This is a genomic window from Shewanella sp. MSW (genome assembly GCF_007636515.1).
Taxonomy (GTDB): Bacteria; Pseudomonadota; Gammaproteobacteria; order Enterobacterales; family Shewanellaceae; genus Shewanella; species Shewanella indica.
The window spans coordinates 70,632-88,275 of record NZ_LVDR01000013.1 but is presented as its reverse complement, the minus strand read 5'-3'; the positions used below and the strand labels follow the sequence as shown (position 1 = coordinate 88,275).

The 17,644-nt window shown below is 57.0% G+C and carries 17 protein-coding genes, 1 pseudogene and 1 riboswitch; of the genes and pseudogenes, 5 read left to right on the top strand and 13 right to left on the bottom strand.

Annotated features, from left to right (window positions below; translation table 11 throughout):
* Positions 1 to 67 precede the first annotated feature (67 nt).
* On the top strand, positions 68 to 292 hold the full coding sequence (locus tag AYI96_RS14605; protein ID WP_144361846.1) for a ribosome alternative rescue factor ArfA: 225 nt from the start codon (positions 68 to 70) through the stop codon (positions 290 to 292).
* Positions 293 to 329: 37 nt separating this feature from the next.
* On the opposite strand, the gene rimO is transcribed toward AYI96_RS14605, so the two are convergent.
* A complete protein-coding gene (gene rimO / locus AYI96_RS14600) occupies positions 330 to 1,754 on the bottom strand; it encodes a 30S ribosomal protein S12 methylthiotransferase RimO (RefSeq protein ID WP_039033558.1) in 1,425 nt (474 codons plus the stop codon).
* 235 nt (positions 1,755 to 1,989) lie between these two features.
* On the opposite strand from rimO, the gene AYI96_RS14595 reads away from it, so the two are divergent.
* Complete coding sequence (locus AYI96_RS14595) at positions 1,990 to 2,697, top strand: oxidative stress defense protein (RefSeq protein WP_071476799.1); 708 nt, start codon at positions 1,990 to 1,992, stop codon at positions 2,695 to 2,697.
* A 206-nt stretch (positions 2,698 to 2,903) separates the two neighbouring features.
* Positions 2,904 to 3,075, top strand: a riboswitch (Lysine riboswitch).
* A gap of 82 nt (positions 3,076 to 3,157) precedes the next feature.
* On the top strand, positions 3,158 to 4,738 hold the full coding sequence (locus AYI96_RS14590) for a Na+/H+ antiporter NhaC family protein (RefSeq protein ID WP_039033557.1): 1,581 nt from the start codon (positions 3,158 to 3,160) through the stop codon (positions 4,736 to 4,738).
* An 84-nt stretch (positions 4,739 to 4,822) separates the two neighbouring features.
* Here AYI96_RS14590 and AYI96_RS14585 read toward each other — a convergent pair whose 3' ends face one another.
* The 12 genes and pseudogenes from AYI96_RS14585 to AYI96_RS14530 all read right to left on the bottom strand — a co-directional run bounded on the left by AYI96_RS14585 (position 4,823) and on the right by AYI96_RS14530 (position 15,495).
* Positions 4,823 to 5,953 (bottom strand): HlyD family secretion protein, encoded by a 1,131-nt coding sequence (locus tag AYI96_RS14585; RefSeq protein ID WP_071476781.1) that lies wholly within the window; start codon positions 5,951 to 5,953, stop codon positions 4,823 to 4,825.
* Positions 5,954 to 6,252: 299 nt separating this feature from the next.
* A pseudogene (locus AYI96_RS20395) lies at positions 6,253 to 6,487 on the bottom strand (DUF3302 domain-containing protein); the annotation flags it as partial.
* Positions 6,488 to 6,609: 122 nt separating this feature from the next.
* Positions 6,610 to 7,122, bottom strand: a complete 513-nt coding sequence (locus tag AYI96_RS14575) for a GNAT family N-acetyltransferase (protein WP_144361845.1) — start codon at positions 7,120 to 7,122, stop codon at positions 6,610 to 6,612.
* Between the two features lie 112 nt (positions 7,123 to 7,234).
* On the bottom strand, positions 7,235 to 7,855 hold the full coding sequence (ureG, locus tag AYI96_RS14570; RefSeq protein WP_039033554.1) for an urease accessory protein UreG: 621 nt from the start codon (positions 7,853 to 7,855) through the stop codon (positions 7,235 to 7,237).
* Positions 7,856 to 7,863: 8 nt separating this feature from the next.
* Positions 7,864 to 8,643, bottom strand: coding sequence for an urease accessory protein UreF (locus AYI96_RS14565; RefSeq protein ID WP_260853006.1), 780 nt, complete (start codon positions 8,641 to 8,643; stop codon positions 7,864 to 7,866).
* Positions 8,597 to 9,163, bottom strand: a complete 567-nt coding sequence (gene ureE / locus AYI96_RS14560) for an urease accessory protein UreE (RefSeq protein ID WP_144361844.1) — start codon at positions 9,161 to 9,163, stop codon at positions 8,597 to 8,599. Before ureE ends, AYI96_RS14565 begins: the two co-directional genes overlap by 47 nt.
* Before the next feature lie 35 nt (positions 9,164 to 9,198).
* On the bottom strand, positions 9,199 to 10,902 hold the full coding sequence (ureC, locus tag AYI96_RS14555) for an urease subunit alpha (RefSeq protein ID WP_144361843.1): 1,704 nt from the start codon (positions 10,900 to 10,902) through the stop codon (positions 9,199 to 9,201).
* Positions 10,899 to 11,219, bottom strand: a complete 321-nt coding sequence (locus AYI96_RS14550; protein WP_101055978.1) for an urease subunit beta — start codon at positions 11,217 to 11,219, stop codon at positions 10,899 to 10,901. Before AYI96_RS14550 ends, ureC begins: the two co-directional genes overlap by 4 nt.
* 13 nt (positions 11,220 to 11,232) lie before the next feature.
* Complete coding sequence (ureA, locus tag AYI96_RS14545) at positions 11,233 to 11,535, bottom strand: urease subunit gamma (protein WP_039033550.1); 303 nt, start codon at positions 11,533 to 11,535, stop codon at positions 11,233 to 11,235.
* A 15-nt stretch (positions 11,536 to 11,550) separates the two neighbouring features.
* Entirely contained in the window at positions 11,551 to 12,396 is an 846-nt protein-coding gene (locus AYI96_RS14540; RefSeq protein WP_260853005.1) for an urease accessory protein UreD, read from the bottom strand.
* 215 nt (positions 12,397 to 12,611) lie between these two features.
* Positions 12,612 to 13,514: a helix-turn-helix transcriptional regulator gene (locus AYI96_RS14535; RefSeq protein ID WP_144361841.1), complete on the bottom strand. Its 903-nt coding sequence runs from the start codon at positions 13,512 to 13,514 to the stop codon at positions 12,612 to 12,614.
* 88 nt (positions 13,515 to 13,602) lie between these two features.
* Positions 13,603 to 15,495 (bottom strand): alkaline phosphatase D family protein, encoded by a 1,893-nt coding sequence (locus AYI96_RS14530; protein WP_039033549.1) that lies wholly within the window; start codon positions 15,493 to 15,495, stop codon positions 13,603 to 13,605.
* A 225-nt stretch (positions 15,496 to 15,720) separates the two neighbouring features.
* Here AYI96_RS14530 and AYI96_RS14525 point away from each other — a divergent pair, with 225 nt between their 5' ends.
* Positions 15,721 to 17,013, top strand: a complete 1,293-nt coding sequence (locus AYI96_RS14525; RefSeq protein ID WP_409928947.1) for an ATP-binding protein — start codon at positions 15,721 to 15,723, stop codon at positions 17,011 to 17,013.
* Positions 17,010 to 17,540, top strand: coding sequence for a response regulator transcription factor (locus AYI96_RS14520; RefSeq protein ID WP_039033548.1), 531 nt, complete (start codon positions 17,010 to 17,012; stop codon positions 17,538 to 17,540). Before AYI96_RS14525 ends, AYI96_RS14520 begins: the two co-directional genes overlap by 4 nt.
* Positions 17,541 to 17,644: the final 104 nt, after the last annotated feature.

Sequence of the window (17,644 nt, the reverse complement as noted above, 5' to 3'; positions counted from 1 at the left end):
TAATATTTGCGCGATTTTTGTCCGGTATGGCCGGGCAAGTCTCATCCAATTGAAATAAGGAGCCGATATGGCCAAACATATTAAGCAGACTGCACAGCTGGAGCATGAATCCGGTCGTGGACAGATCAAAGATAATGCCCTCAAGGCGGTGGTGACCAGTTCACTGTTTCGCTGTCGCAGCGAGAAGCCGAAGAAGGGCAAAGGATCATACAGTCGTAAAGGACGCAATCAAAAGGGGCAACAGGATGTTGCCCCTTTTGATTTTATGACTCTAATCTTTTCACCCTGCTGACACCTCAATAAAGATTTCTCCAAGGTGTTGGGAGAGTTTATTCCGGCATCTGCACCAGTTCGGCCCACAGATCGTGCTCATCAGAATGAGTGATCAGTGCGCGCACCATGTCCCCTGGGCTTAGTTCCACTTCACCGTTTAAGAATACCATGCCGTCGATTTCAGGCGCATCGGCATAGCAGCGGCCAATGGCGCCTTCCTCGTCCACATCATCGATAAGGACATCCAGCTCACGGCCTACCAGGCGCGCCAGCCGCTCGGCACTGATCTCGGCCTGCACCTGCATGAAACGCTCATAGCGGTCCTGCTTGACCTCTTCACTGATAAGCTCGGCCAAGGTATTGGCCACGGCGCCATCGACTTCCGAGTACTTGAAGCAGCCCACTCGGTCCAGCCTTGCTTCACGCAGGAAGTCCAGCAGGATTTCGAAATCTTCTTCGGTTTCACCGGGGAAGCCGACGATAAAGGTTGAGCGGATCACCAGATCCGGGCAGATTTCACGCCATTTCTTGATGGCGTCCAACTGGCGGTCGACCCGGCCGGGGCGCTTCATCATCTTGAGCACGCGAGGGCTGGCGTGCTGCAGTGGCAGATCCAGATAGGGCAGGATCAGTCCTTCGGCCATCAGCGGGATCAGCTCATCGACCCAAGGGTAAGGGTAGACATAGTGCAGGCGCACCCACACACCCATCTTGCCCAGGTGGCGGGCCAGGGTAGTGATATCCTGCTTCACCGGCATGCCGTTCCAGAAATCGGTGCGGCCGCCCTTGTCTTTGCCGTAGGCCGAGGTGTCCTGGCTGACGACCAGAATTTCCTGAACGCCACTTTCCACCAGGCGTTTGGCTTCATCCAGCACGCTGCCGACACTGCGGCTGTCCAGATCGCCCCTCAACGCCGGAATGATGCAGAAGGTACAGCGGTTGTCGCAGCCTTCGGAAATCTTCAGGTAGGCATAATGCTTGGGGGTCAGCTTAACGCCGGCTTGCGGGATCAGCGAGGTGAAGGGGTTGTGCTCCGGCTTGGGCACATATTTGTGCACATGGTTCAGCACGGCTTCATAGCTGTGGGGGCCGGTGATCTCCAGTACATCCGGATGCACTTCGCGGATCTGGTTTTCCTTGGCGCCCAGGCAGCCGGTGACTATCACCTTGCCGTTTTCTTCCAGCGCTTCACGCACGGCATCCAGCGACTCTTCCACCGCGGCATCGATAAAGCCACAGGTGTTGACTATTACCAGGTCGGCATTGTCATAGCTGTTGGTAACCTCATAGCCGTCGATGCGCAGTTGGGTGAGGATCCGCTCGGAATCCACCAGGTTTTTGGGGCAGCCCAGGCTGACAAAGCCGATGCGATTGCCGCTGGTTTGGGCCTCGGCAGGGCTGTTTTCCTGTGCCAGAGTCTTGGCCGGAGTGTCCAGAGTCGTGGTCTGCTTGGGATCAAAAATGTCGACTGATTTCTTCAAGAGCTGTTTTCCGCAATGCTAAAGCTGATGGAGCACGCTTGGGTGCCGGTAAAATTGGCGGCGATTATACCTCAGCCATAGAAAAGGTACAGTTGGGCTGGCTAATTTATGTTCTATGTTGCCATCTCGGTTGCCGCTTCAAAACGTCGTTGAAAAATTTTTTGATTTTTTTAACCCTTTTGTCAGCCGGCTGCGTTTCTATGGTCAACGAAAGCGAACTTTTTGGAGAACCAAGATGAAAAAATCTCTGCTGAATCTGGCGCTGATAGGCGCATTGTTACCCGCTACTCTGATGAGCCACTCAGTACTGGCTCAGGATAGACCTCTGCTGGAAACCACAGGCGTCAGCCAGATACAGGTTGAGCCCGATATGGCCGAAATCCATGTTGAAGTGTCATTAAGCGAATCTGATGCCAAGGCGGCCAAGGCCGCATCCGACCAGGCGGTGGCCGCTTTTATCGAGCGCCTGCTCAAGGCCGGGGTCGCCAAGGAGTCGATTGCCGCCGCCAATCTGAATCTGCAACCTGAGTATGTTTACCTCAAGGACAAGGCGCCCGAGCTCAAGGGCTATCGCGCCAGTCGCAGTGTGACAGTGTTGGTGAAACAGTTGGATCAGCTCAATCCCATACTGGACTCGGCGTTAATAGGCGGGATCAACAAGGTGAACCAGATCAACCTTAAGTCCAGTAAAGAAGCCGAGATGCGCAAGCAGGCGCGGCAGGCGGCCATTGAAGATGCCAAGCAAAAGGCCAGTGAACTGGCGGCCGGATTCGGCGAGAAACTCGATGGCGTCTGGTCGATTCGTTATTTCGACCAAGGCCCGGTGCGTCCTGTGATGTACAAGGCCGCCATGATGGCCGAAGGTGCTATCAACCAGAGCTATGAGTATGGCCAGGTAACCTTCTCCGACAGGGTCGAGGTCAGCTACAAGCTGCGTGACTGAGGTAAGCATTCGGGTGAGAGCCGTTGGCTCGCTGATGGAGCGAAGCAGTTTTTAACCGTGGCTCGTGAACAAGCGGTGCCGGTATTGCTAGGCCGTGACATGAGTCACTTCCTCTGGGCGTAATGCCCGCCTAGCGGGATATTTACCGCCAGAGGCGCAATCCGGCTTGCTATTGGAGCTGTGATAGTTAGAATGCCAGTCGAATACCTTTGAGTAGAGGCGCGCTGCCTAAAAGTAACCGGGAAGAGGGTGATGCCTTTGAGGCCCGGGGAAAGGAGTCGGCGCCGAAGTAGCCAGGCCATCAAACCTAGCTGCTGGTTCTGTATCTAACAGGTGCAGGACTGCCATAGTTATCCACTATGGAGCGCTACCTGAAGGAGCTGAGAAGTTTCTGCCCTCCTTGGTCTGAGTTTCTTCGATCCTATCGGTAGATCTCCACCTTTCTTGGTGTAAAGAGATCATGAATATCATGCATTTTGCGGACTCTCCCTGGTCCATAGTTCCTCCTCTGCTGGCGGTTGCGCTGGCGATCATCACCCGTAGAGTACTGCTCTCCCTTGGGGTAGGCATAGTCGCCGGCAGCCTGATGTTGCAGCAGTTTTCACCGCTGCAATCGCTGCGCTACCTGTTTGACAGTGTGCTGAAAATCTTCTGGGTCGATGGTGCTCCCAACAGCGATAACCTGAATATGTTGCTGTTTATGCTGCTGCTGGGTGGGCTTATCAGCTTGATGACCGCCTCGGGTGCGACCCGGGCCTTCGCCGAATGGGCCGCCAGGCGCTGCCAGAGCCGCAAGGGCGCCAAGTCGCTCACCGGCTTGATGGTGTTTGCCTTTTTTATTGACGACTTCTTCCACAGCCTGTCGGTGGGGCCCATTTGCCGCCCTGTGACCGACAGATTCCAGATCTCCCGCGCCAAGTTGGCCTATCTGCTGGACTCGACTGCGGCGCCCGTATGCGTATTGATGCCCATTTCTTCCTGGGGGGCCTATATCATCGCCCTGGTGGGCGGCATACTCGTGGCCCATGGGGTGACAGAGCAGAGCCCGATCGCCGCTTTTGTGCAGATGATCCCCATGAACCTCTATGCGGTATTTACCCTGATCATGGTGGTGGTGGTGATCGCTTTCCAACTGGATATTGGGCCGATGCGACAGCATGAGCAGCGGGCGCTCGAAGGTAAGCTCTGGGATGAATCCAAGGGCAGGCCCATAGGACTGGATATGGAAGCCCCGGCCGACAGCCGCGGCGGCATGCTGGATATGGTGTTGCCGATAGTGACACTGACGGCGGCGAGTATCTATTTCATGCTGGACTCAGGGGCTCAGGTATTGGCCGCCAATGGTCAGGCCTTCAGTGTGCTGGGCGCCTTTGAACATACCAATGTGGGCTCATCTTTGGTTTATGGCGCCCTTTGCAGCCTGGCGGTGTCCGGCTTGTTGGCCCTGCGTCTCGGCCTTGGGATATCCACTTGGCTGCGCGCCGCCCCCAGAGGCGTCATGGCCATGTTGCCGGCTATCAATATACTGCTGTTTGCCTGGACCATAGGCGCCGTGGTGCGTGACATGGAAACCGGCAAATATCTCGCTAGCCTGGCTAACGGCAACCTGCCCGCAGGGCTGCTGCCTGTGGTGGTGTTTGTGCTTTCCTGCGCCATGGCCTTTGCCACAGGCACCAGTTGGGGCACTTTCGGTATCATGTTGCCGCTCGCCGGTGATATGGCTGCCGCCAGCGATATTCAACTCCTGCTGCCCATGTTGTCGGCTGTGCTGGCCGGCGCTGTGTTTGGCGATCACAGTTCGCCCATCTCCAGTACCAGTATTCTGTCGGCCACCGGTGCCGGCTGTCACCATATAGACCACGTACTGACCCAGTTGCCTTATGCCCTGACAGTCGCCTTCGGGGCAGCGCTCGGTTATCTGGCCATGGGGCTGCTGCATTCCACCCTGGCCGGTTTCCTGGTGAGTGCCGCTTGGTTTGCACTCTTCTGCCTCTACCACGCCAGGCGTTTCCAGGCGGCTCCCGAGGCCGCCATCGGCTGAAGCTGAGATGGGATACCAAAACGCCCCGGGAGTTTTTCCGGGGCTTTTTACTCTTGCCAAAGGCTTGCGCGAAGATAAGGAGTCTCAGTGATCCAGATAGAGATAGTTCTGCCAGCTTTTCATCCTTATCAATACCTTACGCATGATTGATACATGCTCAAAGCTGTCGGAATAGATGGCGATCTCCACATTGGTACCCAGTGGCAAATGATACTGACTCAGGTCATCCAGCGGCTTGAGTTTCACCAGAGGTCGGCCGTTGAGGCGAATTTGTGACGAGCCATAGAGCTGCCCCTGCGCCTGCACCTGAGATTCACCTATGGCCGGCAGCACTTCGACCACTTCGGCTTGAAACACTTTGCCCGGCAGAGCGCGGAAGATCAGCTCGGCCTTGAAACCGGGTTTCAGCCGCAGCAGCGAGTTTTGCCTAAAGGCGCCGACAAAGAAGCGCTCCTCCTGATGGACAAAGGTCATCACAGGCCTGAAGGGCATGGGCACCACCATCATTCCCGGTCTCAGGGTCAACTGGGTTACATAACCGTCTGAGGGGGCATGCATGCTGGTTTCCTCCAGATTGAATCTGGCTTTTTCCAACATGGCGGCAATTTCGGCCACTTGGGTGTTTTGCCCCTGATACTCGGCTTCCAGTGCCAGCTTGGCGCGCCGGGCTTCGGCCTCGGCCGCCTCTACTGAGGCCTGGGCGCCGAGATAGTACTGACGACGGTTGTCGACATCGGCACGGGTGAAGGCGCCTTTTTCAAAACCGCTGCGGTAGCGCTCATATTCCAGTTGGGTTCTGTCCCGTTCGGCCTCGGCCTTGATGCGACTGGCCTCGGCGGCCTTATAGGCGGCGTCCAGCCCCAATACCGCCTGTTTAGCCTGCTCCAGGCTGGCCTCCAGCCGGGTGACTTCTGTCTGATAAGGAGTCGGATCGACCCGGAACAGTAACTCGCCCTCTTTCAGCAGTTTATTGGGGGTGACGGGCACTTCTATGACCTTGCCGCGCACCGAGGGGATCAGCGGGGTGGTGACATACATCTGGCTGCCCATGGCGGTATGGGGATGGTTGTAGTTCATCAACAAAATCAAGGTGCCTATCAGCACTACTCCGCCGAGCACGGCGGTGGGCACGCTCCACTTGTTGAGTGGAATGCGGAAAATCTTGAAGATGGCGACACAGATGGCGGTGTAAGTGAGGATAAGCAAGAGATCCATTTATCTGTTCTCCCCATTCTTGTTATTGCTTTGGGTCTGATTATCTGTACCTGGAATGTCGGTCGAGTCTGCTGCCGTATCCAAGCCCATGCCGCTGGTGGGTTTGGGATTGACTGCGGGCTCTTCTGAAGACGTTTGGACTTGGGTTGGGGCTTGGACTTGGGCACTCGACGCTGCAAGGGCCTCTGTGGCGGCATGCTTTTGGGCTTCCAGGGCGGCGACTTTTTCACTCAATAGCTCCAACTGCTGCGCCAGAAGTACGGTTTCATGGTGCAGTGATTGCTGCTCCTGTTGAATTTTGTCAAAGCCCCAGCCCCTGTCCTCGCGCCAGAGCGTGGCCCAGATCCACAGAAACGGCCACAGCACATGCAGGGTAAACAGGCTCACCCAGCCTGCGTAGTGAATGGCGTCCTGATGGGGGTGGTTGCGTTTCTTGGCCAGCTCGTAGGGGATGTCGTGGATCACTATCACCCCGTAGAAGATCACCAGGGCGACAAAGATCAGCAGCCCCAGCGCGATATAATCCAGTGTCATCTAATCGGGTTCCCTTATTGGTAAATACGCTTGAATAAGTGTAGATGGCCGCTGGCGGATTGCCCGGGAATGATGAATTTTTTCAGGGGCATAAGACTAAAATCGACTCGTGCCCGAAAGGGTTAGGGCTCGACAGGTCCCGGCAGCATAAGCTGATAAAACGCCAAATCCAGCCAGCGGCCGAACTTATAGCCCACCTGGGGCAGGGTGCCTGAGTGCTTGAACCCCAACTTCAGGTGCAGGGCAATACTGGCCTGGTTTCCGGCATCTATGGCGCCCACCATGGTGCGCATGCCGCGCTCCCGGGCCTGGGTTATCAAATGCTGCATCAGAAAGCGCGCCACCCCTTTGCCTCTATGCTCCGGGTGCACATACACAGAATATTCCACCGAGTAGAGGTTGGCTGGATAGCCGCGAAACGGGCCGAAGCTGGCAAATCCCAACAGTTGCCCCTGCTCATCCTCGGCGCCCAGAATCGGCCAGTTGCCTTGCTGTTTGGCGTTGAACCAATCGCGGATCTGCTGCTTGTTCCTTGGCTGGTATTCATAAAGGGCTGTGGTATGGGCAATGGCATGGTTGAAGATGGCGCGTATCGCTTCGCCATGTTGTTCAAGTTGGCAGTGACACAGATGCATTCCAGGCTCCCAAGGTGGTTTCGCCTGAGTATGCCACAAGCCGGTCGGCGTGCCACCTAATGGACTGGATATCAAAAACAGTGCCTGCCCAGGTGGCAGGCACTGCTCAGGCTCAGTGCTGATCCAGCATGCCTTGGGTGACTATAAAGTCGATGATTTCAGCCACCCCTTGCCCCTGCTTGAGGTTGCTGAACACCCAAGGCTTGTTGGGGCGCATTCTGGCGGTATCTTCGGCCATCACTTCCAGTGAGGCACCGACATAGGGTGCTAAATCTATCTTGTTGATCACCAGTAGATCGGAGCGGGTAATGCCCGGGCCGCCCTTACGGGGGATCTTCTCGCCCTCGGCTACATCTATTACATAGATGGTCAGATCTGCCAGTTCCGGGCTGAAGGTGGCACTGAGGTTGTCGCCACCACTCTCGACAAAGACCAGATCCAGGCCGGGATGGCGCGCCGTCAGTTCTTCCACTGCCGCGAGATTCATAGAGGCGTCTTCGCGAATTGCCGTATGGGGGCAGCCACCGGTTTCCACGCCTATGATGCGGTCGGCGCTCAGGGCCTCGGCGCGGGTGAGAATTTTGGCGTCTTCCTGGGTATAGATATCGTTGGTGACCACGGCCAGGTTGTAGTTGTCACGCATCGCCTTGCACAGGACTTCCAGCAGTGCTGTTTTGCCCGAACCAACGGGGCCGCCAACGCCTATGCGCAAAGGTTGTTTGGTTGTTTGCATATTTTCTCTCATGAACGAAACAGTCGGGTGTATTGGGTTTCATGGCGGGCACTGGCAATGGCCAGCGCCGGGGTATAGCTGCCGATATCGGCCTCGGGCCAGTCTTGCGCCTTTTGCAGCGCCTCGGGGATCTCGGTGCTCAGTTGCAGCAACAGCTGCTGACCGGCGCTCTGTCCCAGAGGGATCAGCTTGACGCCGGCAGTGACGGCATTTTCGAGCCAGCTCCAGCAATAGGCTTCGCACAGTTCATATGTCGGCAGTTGCCAGTGTTTGGCTGCGAGGGCAAAGGCCGCCAATTGGGTTTGCAGCACCAGTTCCCGCTCCTCGGGCGCAAGTGGGATCCCCAGTTGTGGCAGCAGTTTGGCAAAGGCCTGACCGCGCTGGCGCTCCTCCTGCCTTAGTTCTGCGGTTTCGCGACTGGCCAGCAGTAGGCGGCAATAGTCGCTCGCCGCAGAGATGTGTTCCTGCGCCAGCGCCTGACACAGACGCATCAGCAAGGGCAGCTCCAAGGTGGCCAGGCTGTCTTTAAGTTGGTTTCGCAGCCAGTGTCCCAGGGTGACAGGGTCTTTGACCCAGCCCCGCTCTATGGCCCATTCCAGTCCTTGGGAATAGGTAAAGCCCCCCACAGGCAGAGACGGACTCACCAACTGATAGAGGCGCAAGCGGCCAAGCTCGCCGGGGGCCTTGGTCTGAGGCTCAAGGCACTGCTGCCCATGGGCTGGAACCCGGCCGGGGCTGATTTTAGTGGTCATGGCTGTGGTTGTGAGTATGTTCGTGAGAGTGCCCATGACTATTGCTGTGACTATGAGCGTGACTATTACCGTGACTATGAGCGTGACTATTACCGTGACTATTACCGTGACTATGGCCGTGGGCACTGCCACCATAGGCCCCCGCCTCGGGTTGGAACTTGTCCTGGCGATAGCTGACCGTGAGTCCGAGTCCCTTAATCATCTCGTCCAGAACATGATCGTGCAGGTAACAGCATTGGCCTTGGGTTATCTGCAGCGGCACATGACGATTCCCCAGGTGATAGCAGGCACGAGCCAGCAGCAGTGGGTCTGAGCTGCTGACCACAGACAGGCTTTCGGCCTTGGCAAAAACCTTGGCCAACTCGCCCGTTTCCGCCTTGAGAATATCGCCCTCTTTGAGGACAGTACCGCGTGGCAGAAACAACCCGGCTTCGCTGCCGTCACTCAAGGTCACTCTTTGGCGGCTGCGAACCCGTTCATCCATCGACAGCCACAGCTGCAGTGTCGGGGTCTGTTGGCATTCATCGGCTTCCAGGCGTTGACAGAAATGGATCATCTAAACTTGCTCCTCTTGGTTTCAAGGCCCGAATATCAGAACAGGAAGTAGCGCTGGGTCATGGGCAACTCAGTGGCCGGTTCACACACCAGCGGCACACCATCGGCCTTGACCTCATAGGTTTGGGAATCCAGTTGGATCTCCGGGGTATAGTCGTTATGCAGCATCTGTTTTTTACTTATGTTGCGACAGCCCCTCACTTCACCTATGCGACTCTTGAGCCCCAACTTACCGGGGATATCCGCTGCGATGGCCGCTTTGGACAGAAACAGCATGGAGCTGCTGTGCAGCGCCTGGCCAAAACAGGCATACATGGGGCGATAGTGCACGGGTTGCGGGGTGGGGATGGCTGCATTAATGTCGCCCATAGGGGCATAGGCTGTCAGGCCACACTTGAGCACCAGCGCAGGTTTAACCCCGAAAAATGCCGGATCCCAGAGCACGATATCGGCCAATTTGCCCGGCTCTATCGAACCCACCTCATGGGCTATGCCATGGGCGATCGCCGGGTTGATGGTGTACTTGGCCAGATAGCGTTTAATGCGCTGGTTGTCGTTGTGCTCCGTGTCTCCCGCCAGAGGCCCGCGCTGCAGCTTCATCTTGTGGGCACACTGCCAGGTACGCATTATCACTTCCCCGACCCGGCCCATGGCCTGGGAGTCGGAGGACATCACTGAGATGGCTCCGAGATCATGCAGTATGTCCTCGGCGGCTATGGTCTCACGGCGAATGCGCGACTCGGCAAAGGCCACATCTTCGGCAATGGCCGGATCCAGGTGATGACAGACCATCAGCATATCCAAGTGCTCATCCACTGTGTTGACCGTGTAAGGCATGGTGGGATTGGTAGAGGCCGGTAGAATATTGGCTTCTCCCACTGACTTGATCACATCCGGGGCATGGCCGCCACCGGCGCCTTCGGTGTGAAACACATGAATGACCCGGCCATCGATCGCCTTAATGGTTTCTTCATAGAAACCGGCTTCGTTGAGTGTGTCCGAGTGAATGGCTACCTGCACATCCATCTCATCGGCCACCTGCAGGCAATGATCTATGGCGGCTGGCGTAGCCCCCCAGTCCTCGTGGATCTTGAAGCCCATGGCACCGGCCGCTATCTGTTCCCGCAGCGCTTCCTTATTACTGACATTGCCCTTGGCGAACAGGCCTATGTTGATTGGCAGTGAGTCCACGGCTTCCAGCATCCGGTGCATGTTCCAGATCCCCGGAGTGACTGTGGTGGCGTTACTGCCGGCCACAGGCCCAGTGCCGCCACCGATAAAAGTGGTGACGCCACTGACCAAACCTTCTTCGGCCTGTTGTGGGCAGATAAAGTGGATATGGGTATCCACCCCACCTGCGGTGACCAGCTTGCCTTCACCGGCCACCACTTCGGTTGCCGGGCCAACCACTATGTTGACACCATCCTGCACATCCGGGTTACCGGCCTTGCCTATGGCCTGAATGCGGCCGTCTTTAATGCCTATGTCTGCCTTGACTATGCCCCAGTAATCCAAGATCAGGGCGTTGGTGATCACCAAGTCGACACAATCGGCCGCCAGTGCCTGGCTCTGACCCATGCCATCGCGGATCACCTTGCCGCCACCGAACTTGACCTCTTCGCCGTAACGGCAGTAATCCTGCTCTACTTCGAGGAAGAGCTCAGTGTCTGCCAGCCTTACCCGGTCGCCCTTGGATGGGCCATACATGTCGGCGTAGGCCCGTCGTGATAACTTGCTCATTTTGCCTCCAGTGCGCCCATGATGGCGCCGCGAAAACCATAGATGGCCCGGCGACCGCCAAAGGGCACCAGTTCCACGGTTCTTTGCTGGCCGGGCTCGAAACGGATTGCCATGCCGGCCGGAATATTCAGCCTTAACCCCTTGGTTTGCTCGCGCTCGAACGCCAGTTGGGGGTTGACCTCGTAAAAGTGGAAATGCGAGCCGACCTGAATTGGCCTGTCACCCAGATTAGCCACCGAAATTTTCAACTTGGGCAGGTCAGTGTTGATTTCAATGTCGCCCAGTGCCTCATTGAGACGGTATTCGCCCGGGATCATCTGCTGCCTCCAATCAGATTATCGGTTCGTGGATCGACACCAACTTGGTGCCGTCGGGGAAGGTGCATTCCACCTGAATGTCGCTGATCATCTCAGGGACGCCCTCCATCACATCCTCGGCACTGAGTATGGTGCGGCCGTAGTTCATCAATTCGGCCACCGTCTTGCCGTCGCGGGCCCGCTCCATGATTTCACAGGAGATCAGGGCTACCGCTTCCGGGTAGTTCAGCTTCAGGCCTCGGGCCCGGCGACGTTCAGCCACCAGCCCGGCGGTGAACAACAACAGTTTGTCTTTTTCTCTTGGGGTCAATTCCATCTTCTGGTCTCGCTATCAGGTCGCCCAAATCCTTGGCGGCTGCGGCAGACGTCCGTGCCAGTGTTGGTGGATCTGTTGCCAGACGGCAATCAAGGCCGTCATCAGCACTTCGGTTTGGTGTCCCAGCAAACGGATACAAAGAATGCCGTCTACCAGGGTGGCACCGTATTCAAAATCGTTTGTGCCTGCGGCGAAGGTCGTCAATGCCTGGCGTACCAACGCCAGCAGCTGCGCATCGGCGGGGAAAACGTAGCAGTTGCCCTGCATGGGATAGGTTTGCAATCCCGCCAACTGTTCTGGGTTGCCGGCCTGCTGCAGAAACAGGCCTTCGGACAGGCGCAGCTCGCCATCCAGATAAATTTGGCTGCGGCCGCGAATATCGCCATGGCTGAAGCATTCCTTGAGCACAGGGCGACCGAAGCAGAGCATCTCCCAGCCGATGAAGCGTGCACCTGTGACCAGCTCTATGCGGGTTTCCAGGCGGGCACAGGCACCGGGGAAAAACAGGGTTTCCTGGGGCAGCCATTCCAGCAGGGCGCCATCGGCCACTTGCAGTTGCAGTTGCTGAGCCGCATATTGGCCGCCGCTGCGGTAAAACTTACCGGCGCCCGGAGTGGTTACCAGGCTGTGGGCACCGCTGTCGGCGGCGATAAAAATTTGCAGCTGGTCGCCGCCGACTACACCGCCCGGTGGATGTAACAGATAGGTGTGGCAGACCCCGGCTTCGGCCTGAAACGGGCGCTGCACCAGCAAGGGACCAAATTGTTCCCTTTGCAGCAGCCGGGTTTGCCCCCGTCTGGGGCCATAGCGCAGATAGAGTCGGGCACGCCAGTTGGCATGCGTTACAGGAATTACAGACACACTTACCCCTGCCCAGGAATTGTTAAAAGGCATCTAGTTGTTTGAAAGTTGGACTCGATTTCGATCAGTTCGGCGTCGACTACGCCCTGGATGCACCGCAGAAAACTACGCGGTAGGGCGAAGAGAGAAAGGTCGACGGACGCCGGAGATCATAGGAGCTGTCAAGCATGGCGACAAGAGTCGCCCAAGCGAATTCATTTCGTTATCTGCTCATTTTATTTCGCAGTTGTTGTTTCCGGAGGTTCCGCCAGCACCAGTGATGGACGTCTGTGCCCAGGTGAGCCGCTATCCTTGAGGGCAAACAGCGCCAGAATGTCGTTGCCGCTGCGGGAGTGACTGCGAAACTGCAGCGGTGTCATTCCTTGATGCTGCTTGAACTTGTCGCAGAAATAGGCCGGGCTGTGAAACCCGGACAGCTTGCAGACCCGGCTGACCGGGAAGTCGGTGAAGGTCAAATAGTTGAGAGCCACCCCCATGCGCACTTCCAGCAATAACTTACTGAAACTGTAGCCTTCCTGTTGCAAGTGACGCCTGAGTGTGGCCGGGCTGGTATACAGACGGGCGGCGACTTGTTCCAGGGTCCATTTATGACCGGGATCTGTCATGATCAGGCGTGCCAGCGCTCTTTCCCTGGGTTCGTCATATTTGACTCTGAGGGTATTGAACAGATCGACTCCGGCGGCCAGTATCGCCTTGAGAATAAAGTACTGACATTGGCGTAGCAGACAGGGGGCCTGGGGGGTTGGGTTCACCAGTTCATGGGTGAGCCGCAGCAGTTCAAAGTTGTCTCTGGCGGCATCCGGCGTACTCAGGGCGTAGCGGCGATAGTGACCATCTGTCTGACATTGGCCCGGCAGATAGTCGACGGCCAACTCTTCCAGCAAAGCTTCATCCAGCGTCAGCGTTTGTAGCGTCAGCGGTTGCTGCGCCGCTTCTATATGACAGGAGATGTGGGCAAAACGGGGAATGATCAGCAGAGTATCCTGGTTCACGTTCAGTCGCTCACCATTGATACTGACCCAGCCATGAGCGGAGTGCAGACGCACCAAAAGCGCGTTATCTATATAAAATTCGCGCAGTTCTAAATGTCTGGATGAGTCGATATGTCGGTATTGCATCGTGAGTCTGGCCCGGGATGAATGCCTGTATTATAACCTGAGCCGGCTTGTCACCAAGCCGGGCAGAATAAAATTAGCTCCCCGGGTTTCAGTCGCGACTGTCTTTGGGGGCTTGAAACTCGGTCAGGCTCATATCGGCATGCAGTACGGCTATCCGCTTGGGGGCGCCGTTTTCTGCCAGTTCCAGAAGGCCGATACCGCTTTGGTTGACCAGGCGCTTGCTGGGGGCTCCATTGGGGCGGCGGCCGCGGATCGACATGCGTTTGCGTTTGGTCAGCAGATTGAGCGGCGAGAAATGACCATAGAGCCAGCCGTTGAGCTTATCAAATACAGGCAGCAGCTTTTCCGGGAACTGATTTTTGATGCCGCTGGCGGTGACCTGGTAGATGTTGGGACTGGCACGGCGAAAGCGGATCCCTATGTCATAAGCAAAGGAGTAATGCACATCGCCGGAGAGGATCACAAACTCCTGCGGGGTACGTCTGTGCATGAAGATCGACAGCAGGGCGTTGGCGGCGCCTGGGTGCGCCATCCAGTTTTCGGCGTCCACCAGCAGCGAAGCCCCGATCAGGGTCGCCGTGCGCTGCACCGCCTCAATCAGCTTGACCCCGAAAATCGGTGCCGCCGACACTATGATGACCTTATCCTGCCCCAGCAGTGCCTGCTGCAGATCCATCAGCGCCTCCCAGTCCATCAACCCGGAAGGCTTGGCCAGGTTGGATTCGCTGCGCCAGCGGCGGGTACGGGTATCCAGTACTACCATTCTGGGTTGAGTATCCAGGGTGTAGTGCCAGTTCTCACACTTGAGCAGCTTGTCTATCAGGGCATCCTGGCGCTCACTGTCGGCCAGATAAAGGCCGCTCAGCTCTTCGAAAAAGTCGGTAAACCTCTTGGGTTGATTGCCAAGGGCCTGAAACAGGGTGTAACCCAGCAGGGCATTGCCTATGATGCGCTTGGAGAAGGCGTGACCATAGGCGGCCTCTTCCCAGCGGGCAGTGAGGTTCCAGTCGTCGGTGATGTCATGATCATCGAAGATCATATAAGTAGGCAGATGCGCCAGCAGGCGCCTAACCTTGCCAAGACCCGCCTTGAATTCCAATAGATGTTGCCACTGGGTCTGCCACTCCTGTGCCCGTTTGCCGGTCAGCCCGGGTAACTGCTGCGGCAGTTCCAGTTGCTGCCACAGTTCCGGTGACCAGATTAAAAGATACAGGGCCGTGACTTCGGCGAAGCTCAGCAGATGGTTTTCAGCCATCGAAGAGGTGAATATGGGGTGATTGATATACCAGCGCCAAAGTGCTGTCTTGGCCGGATACTGGGTACGGGGCAAGAGCTGTTTTGGCCTTTGGTAGAGGGAGTCAGGGCCATAATCTATCTGCGCCGAGTCTTTGAGTGGGGCGTCACTAAAGCTTTCCTGCTTTAGTCCCAGCAGCTCGATTACCTGGGCAATGGCCACCAGGGTGGGGCCGGCCACGTCATCGACATAGAGCTGATCGCCGCTCAGCATCAGTAGCGCCGGGCGCTCGCCTGGGGCATTGTTCTGCTCCAGCAGAGTATCGGCCGCCACCAGTGCATCGCCGCTGTGATGATGCGGGTTGCGACAGGAGCCGTGCAGCAAACGATCCAGCCTGGGCTGCAGCACCAGCTCGGGGGTGGATTTGTCCGGATAACACAGACCTTCGATATCGGCGAACAGCGACTGACCATCGGCATCTTCCAAGCTATAACCCACGGCTTGCCCTTGGGGCAGTAATCCGGGAACTTCCAGATGCAGCAGATACTGCCAGGCGTGTTTACCTAGTTGTACTCGGTGCACTTGTTCTTCATTCAGCGGCAAGGGCGCCGACTTGTGACTCAACTTAAGCGTTAATTGCGGGCTCAACGGTTTGCTGCTGACCCACCAGAGGGTGAAATGGTCCCGGTCACAGTGGCGCAATATTGGGCCGGCCAGGATCAGCGGCAAGGAAGAGGAAGTGGTCATCGGCGGGTTCTGCAGCCTCTCAGGAATGAAAAAGGGTGAATCCACAGGGTAAACAAGTGCTTTGGCTTTGAAAAGCCCCTAAAATGTGAAGCCTTGTTAATGATGTAAAGCGGCCGTGCCGAGGCGTCGACGGCAGACATTGACATTCCAGAGCCTCGCAATGCCATAGCCAACTTGGTATACCTGCCGATTCAATGCCTTTGCAGGTTTTCGGATGATAAACGGATGAAAAGTACCCCGATGGGAATGACTGGCTTATTTGGCCGAACCGGTGGCCTGGCGGCGGCCGATCAACTGGCGTTGCTGCGCGTCCTGGGGTTGCTGCTGCAATTGGGGTTGACCCTGCTCGGCAGTGACGCCTTTGGCCTGACGCTGCAACCTGAACCTTTGTGGTGGGTGTTCGGGCTGGAAAGTGCCTATCTGGCCTTGACCCTGTGGTTGCGTCATCCTCTTTATCGTCAGAGTGCCGGTATCTTTATCGCCCTGTTGCTGGACACCCTGTTCTGGATCTCCTGGCTGTGGTTTTCCGGTGGTGCTACCAATGCCTTTATTTCGCTGCTGCTGGTGCCGATTGCGCTGGCGGCGGTCACCTTGCCCGCCTGGGGCAGTTGGAGCCTGGCTGCGTTGTCGACCCTGGCCTATAGCCTGATGATCTTAAGCTTGCCGGAAGGCCATATCCGTCATCAGGGTATGGATATGAGTTCACACTTCCTGGGGATGTGGCTCAACTTTGTGGTGTCGGCACTGGTGTTGACCACCAGTGTCGCCCTGATAAGCCGTCGTCTGCGACGCCAGGATACCGAGCTCGGTTGGCTGAGGGAAAATCAGCTGCGGCAGGAACAGCTGCTGGCGTTGGGCACAGCTTCGGCGCAGATGGCACACCAGTTGGCAACGCCACTGGCGAGCCTGAGATTACTGCTGGATGAAGCCATGGAAGAGGGTTTGGATGCCGAAGCGCAGGTGCAAATGGGCCAGGCGCTGTCCCGCTGTGAAGTTACACTCAATGAACTGCGCCGCGCCACCGAATCGATTCGTGAGCGTCGCCGCCAGGCCGTGACATTGGCGGCACTGGGGCAAAATATGCGCCAGCAACTCATGCTGTTGATGCCAGAGGTGGATTTCAGCCTCACCTTGCCTGCAGCTCTGACTGAACGTGAAATTATCACAGATGCCAGCCTGTTACCGGCACTGTTGGCGCTGGTGGATAACGCCGCCAAGGCCAGCCTTAACAATATAGGCGAGCCTAAGGTTGAAATTGGCTTCGATTCGCTCGGTGATACTCGGCTTGAAATTAACATCAAGGATTATGGCCGCGGCATAGAGGCCCATCTCTTGGGTGAGCTTGGACTGATGCCGGTGGCGAGCCGCACAGGGATGGGGGTTGCCGTACTCTTGAGTCACGCCAGTCTGGAGAAGTTGGGGGGCGAGCTGGTACTGCACAACGGCCCACAGGGCTGTGAGGCGCGTATCAGTCTGCCCTTATTGCCGGTTTCTGCCAGTAAAGGAGATGCGGCATGAAGCGGCTATTGATAGTCGAAGATGACCTGGCGCTGGCAGCCATTTTGACACGGCGCATGCAGCGGCATGATTTTGAGTGCTGCCATGCCGAAGATGCCAGCCAAGCACTGCTCAGCGCCCGCAGCTGGCAGCCGAGCCATGTGCTGCTGGATATGAAGTTGGCGCAAAGCAACGGCCTTAGCCTGATAGTGCCGCTGCGAGCCAGCCTGCCCAAGGCCTGTATTGTGTTGCTCACCGGCTTTGCCAGCATAGCCACTGCGGTGGAGGCGGTGAAACTGGGGGCAGACAACTACCTGGCCAAGCCGGCCGACACCCGGACACTGCTGGCGGCACTCAAAGTCGAGCCTAAACCCCATACGGCTTCATCCTTGCCTGATGAAACCCCGCTGCACCCCAAGCGCTTGGAGTGGGAATATATTCAGCAGGTACTCAATGCCAATAAGGGCAATGTCTCGGCCACCGCCCGCCAGTTGGGAATGCATCGCCGCACCCTGCAACGTAAGCTGGCCAAGAAGCCTGTTGCTTAAAAAAATCCCGGCCTTCCGAGACGAGAAAAGGCCGGGGCAGGTTCAATTGCAGTGGAAATCTCAACGGCTTGCGGGAGCACGGTGAGGATGAACCCTTAAGCGGG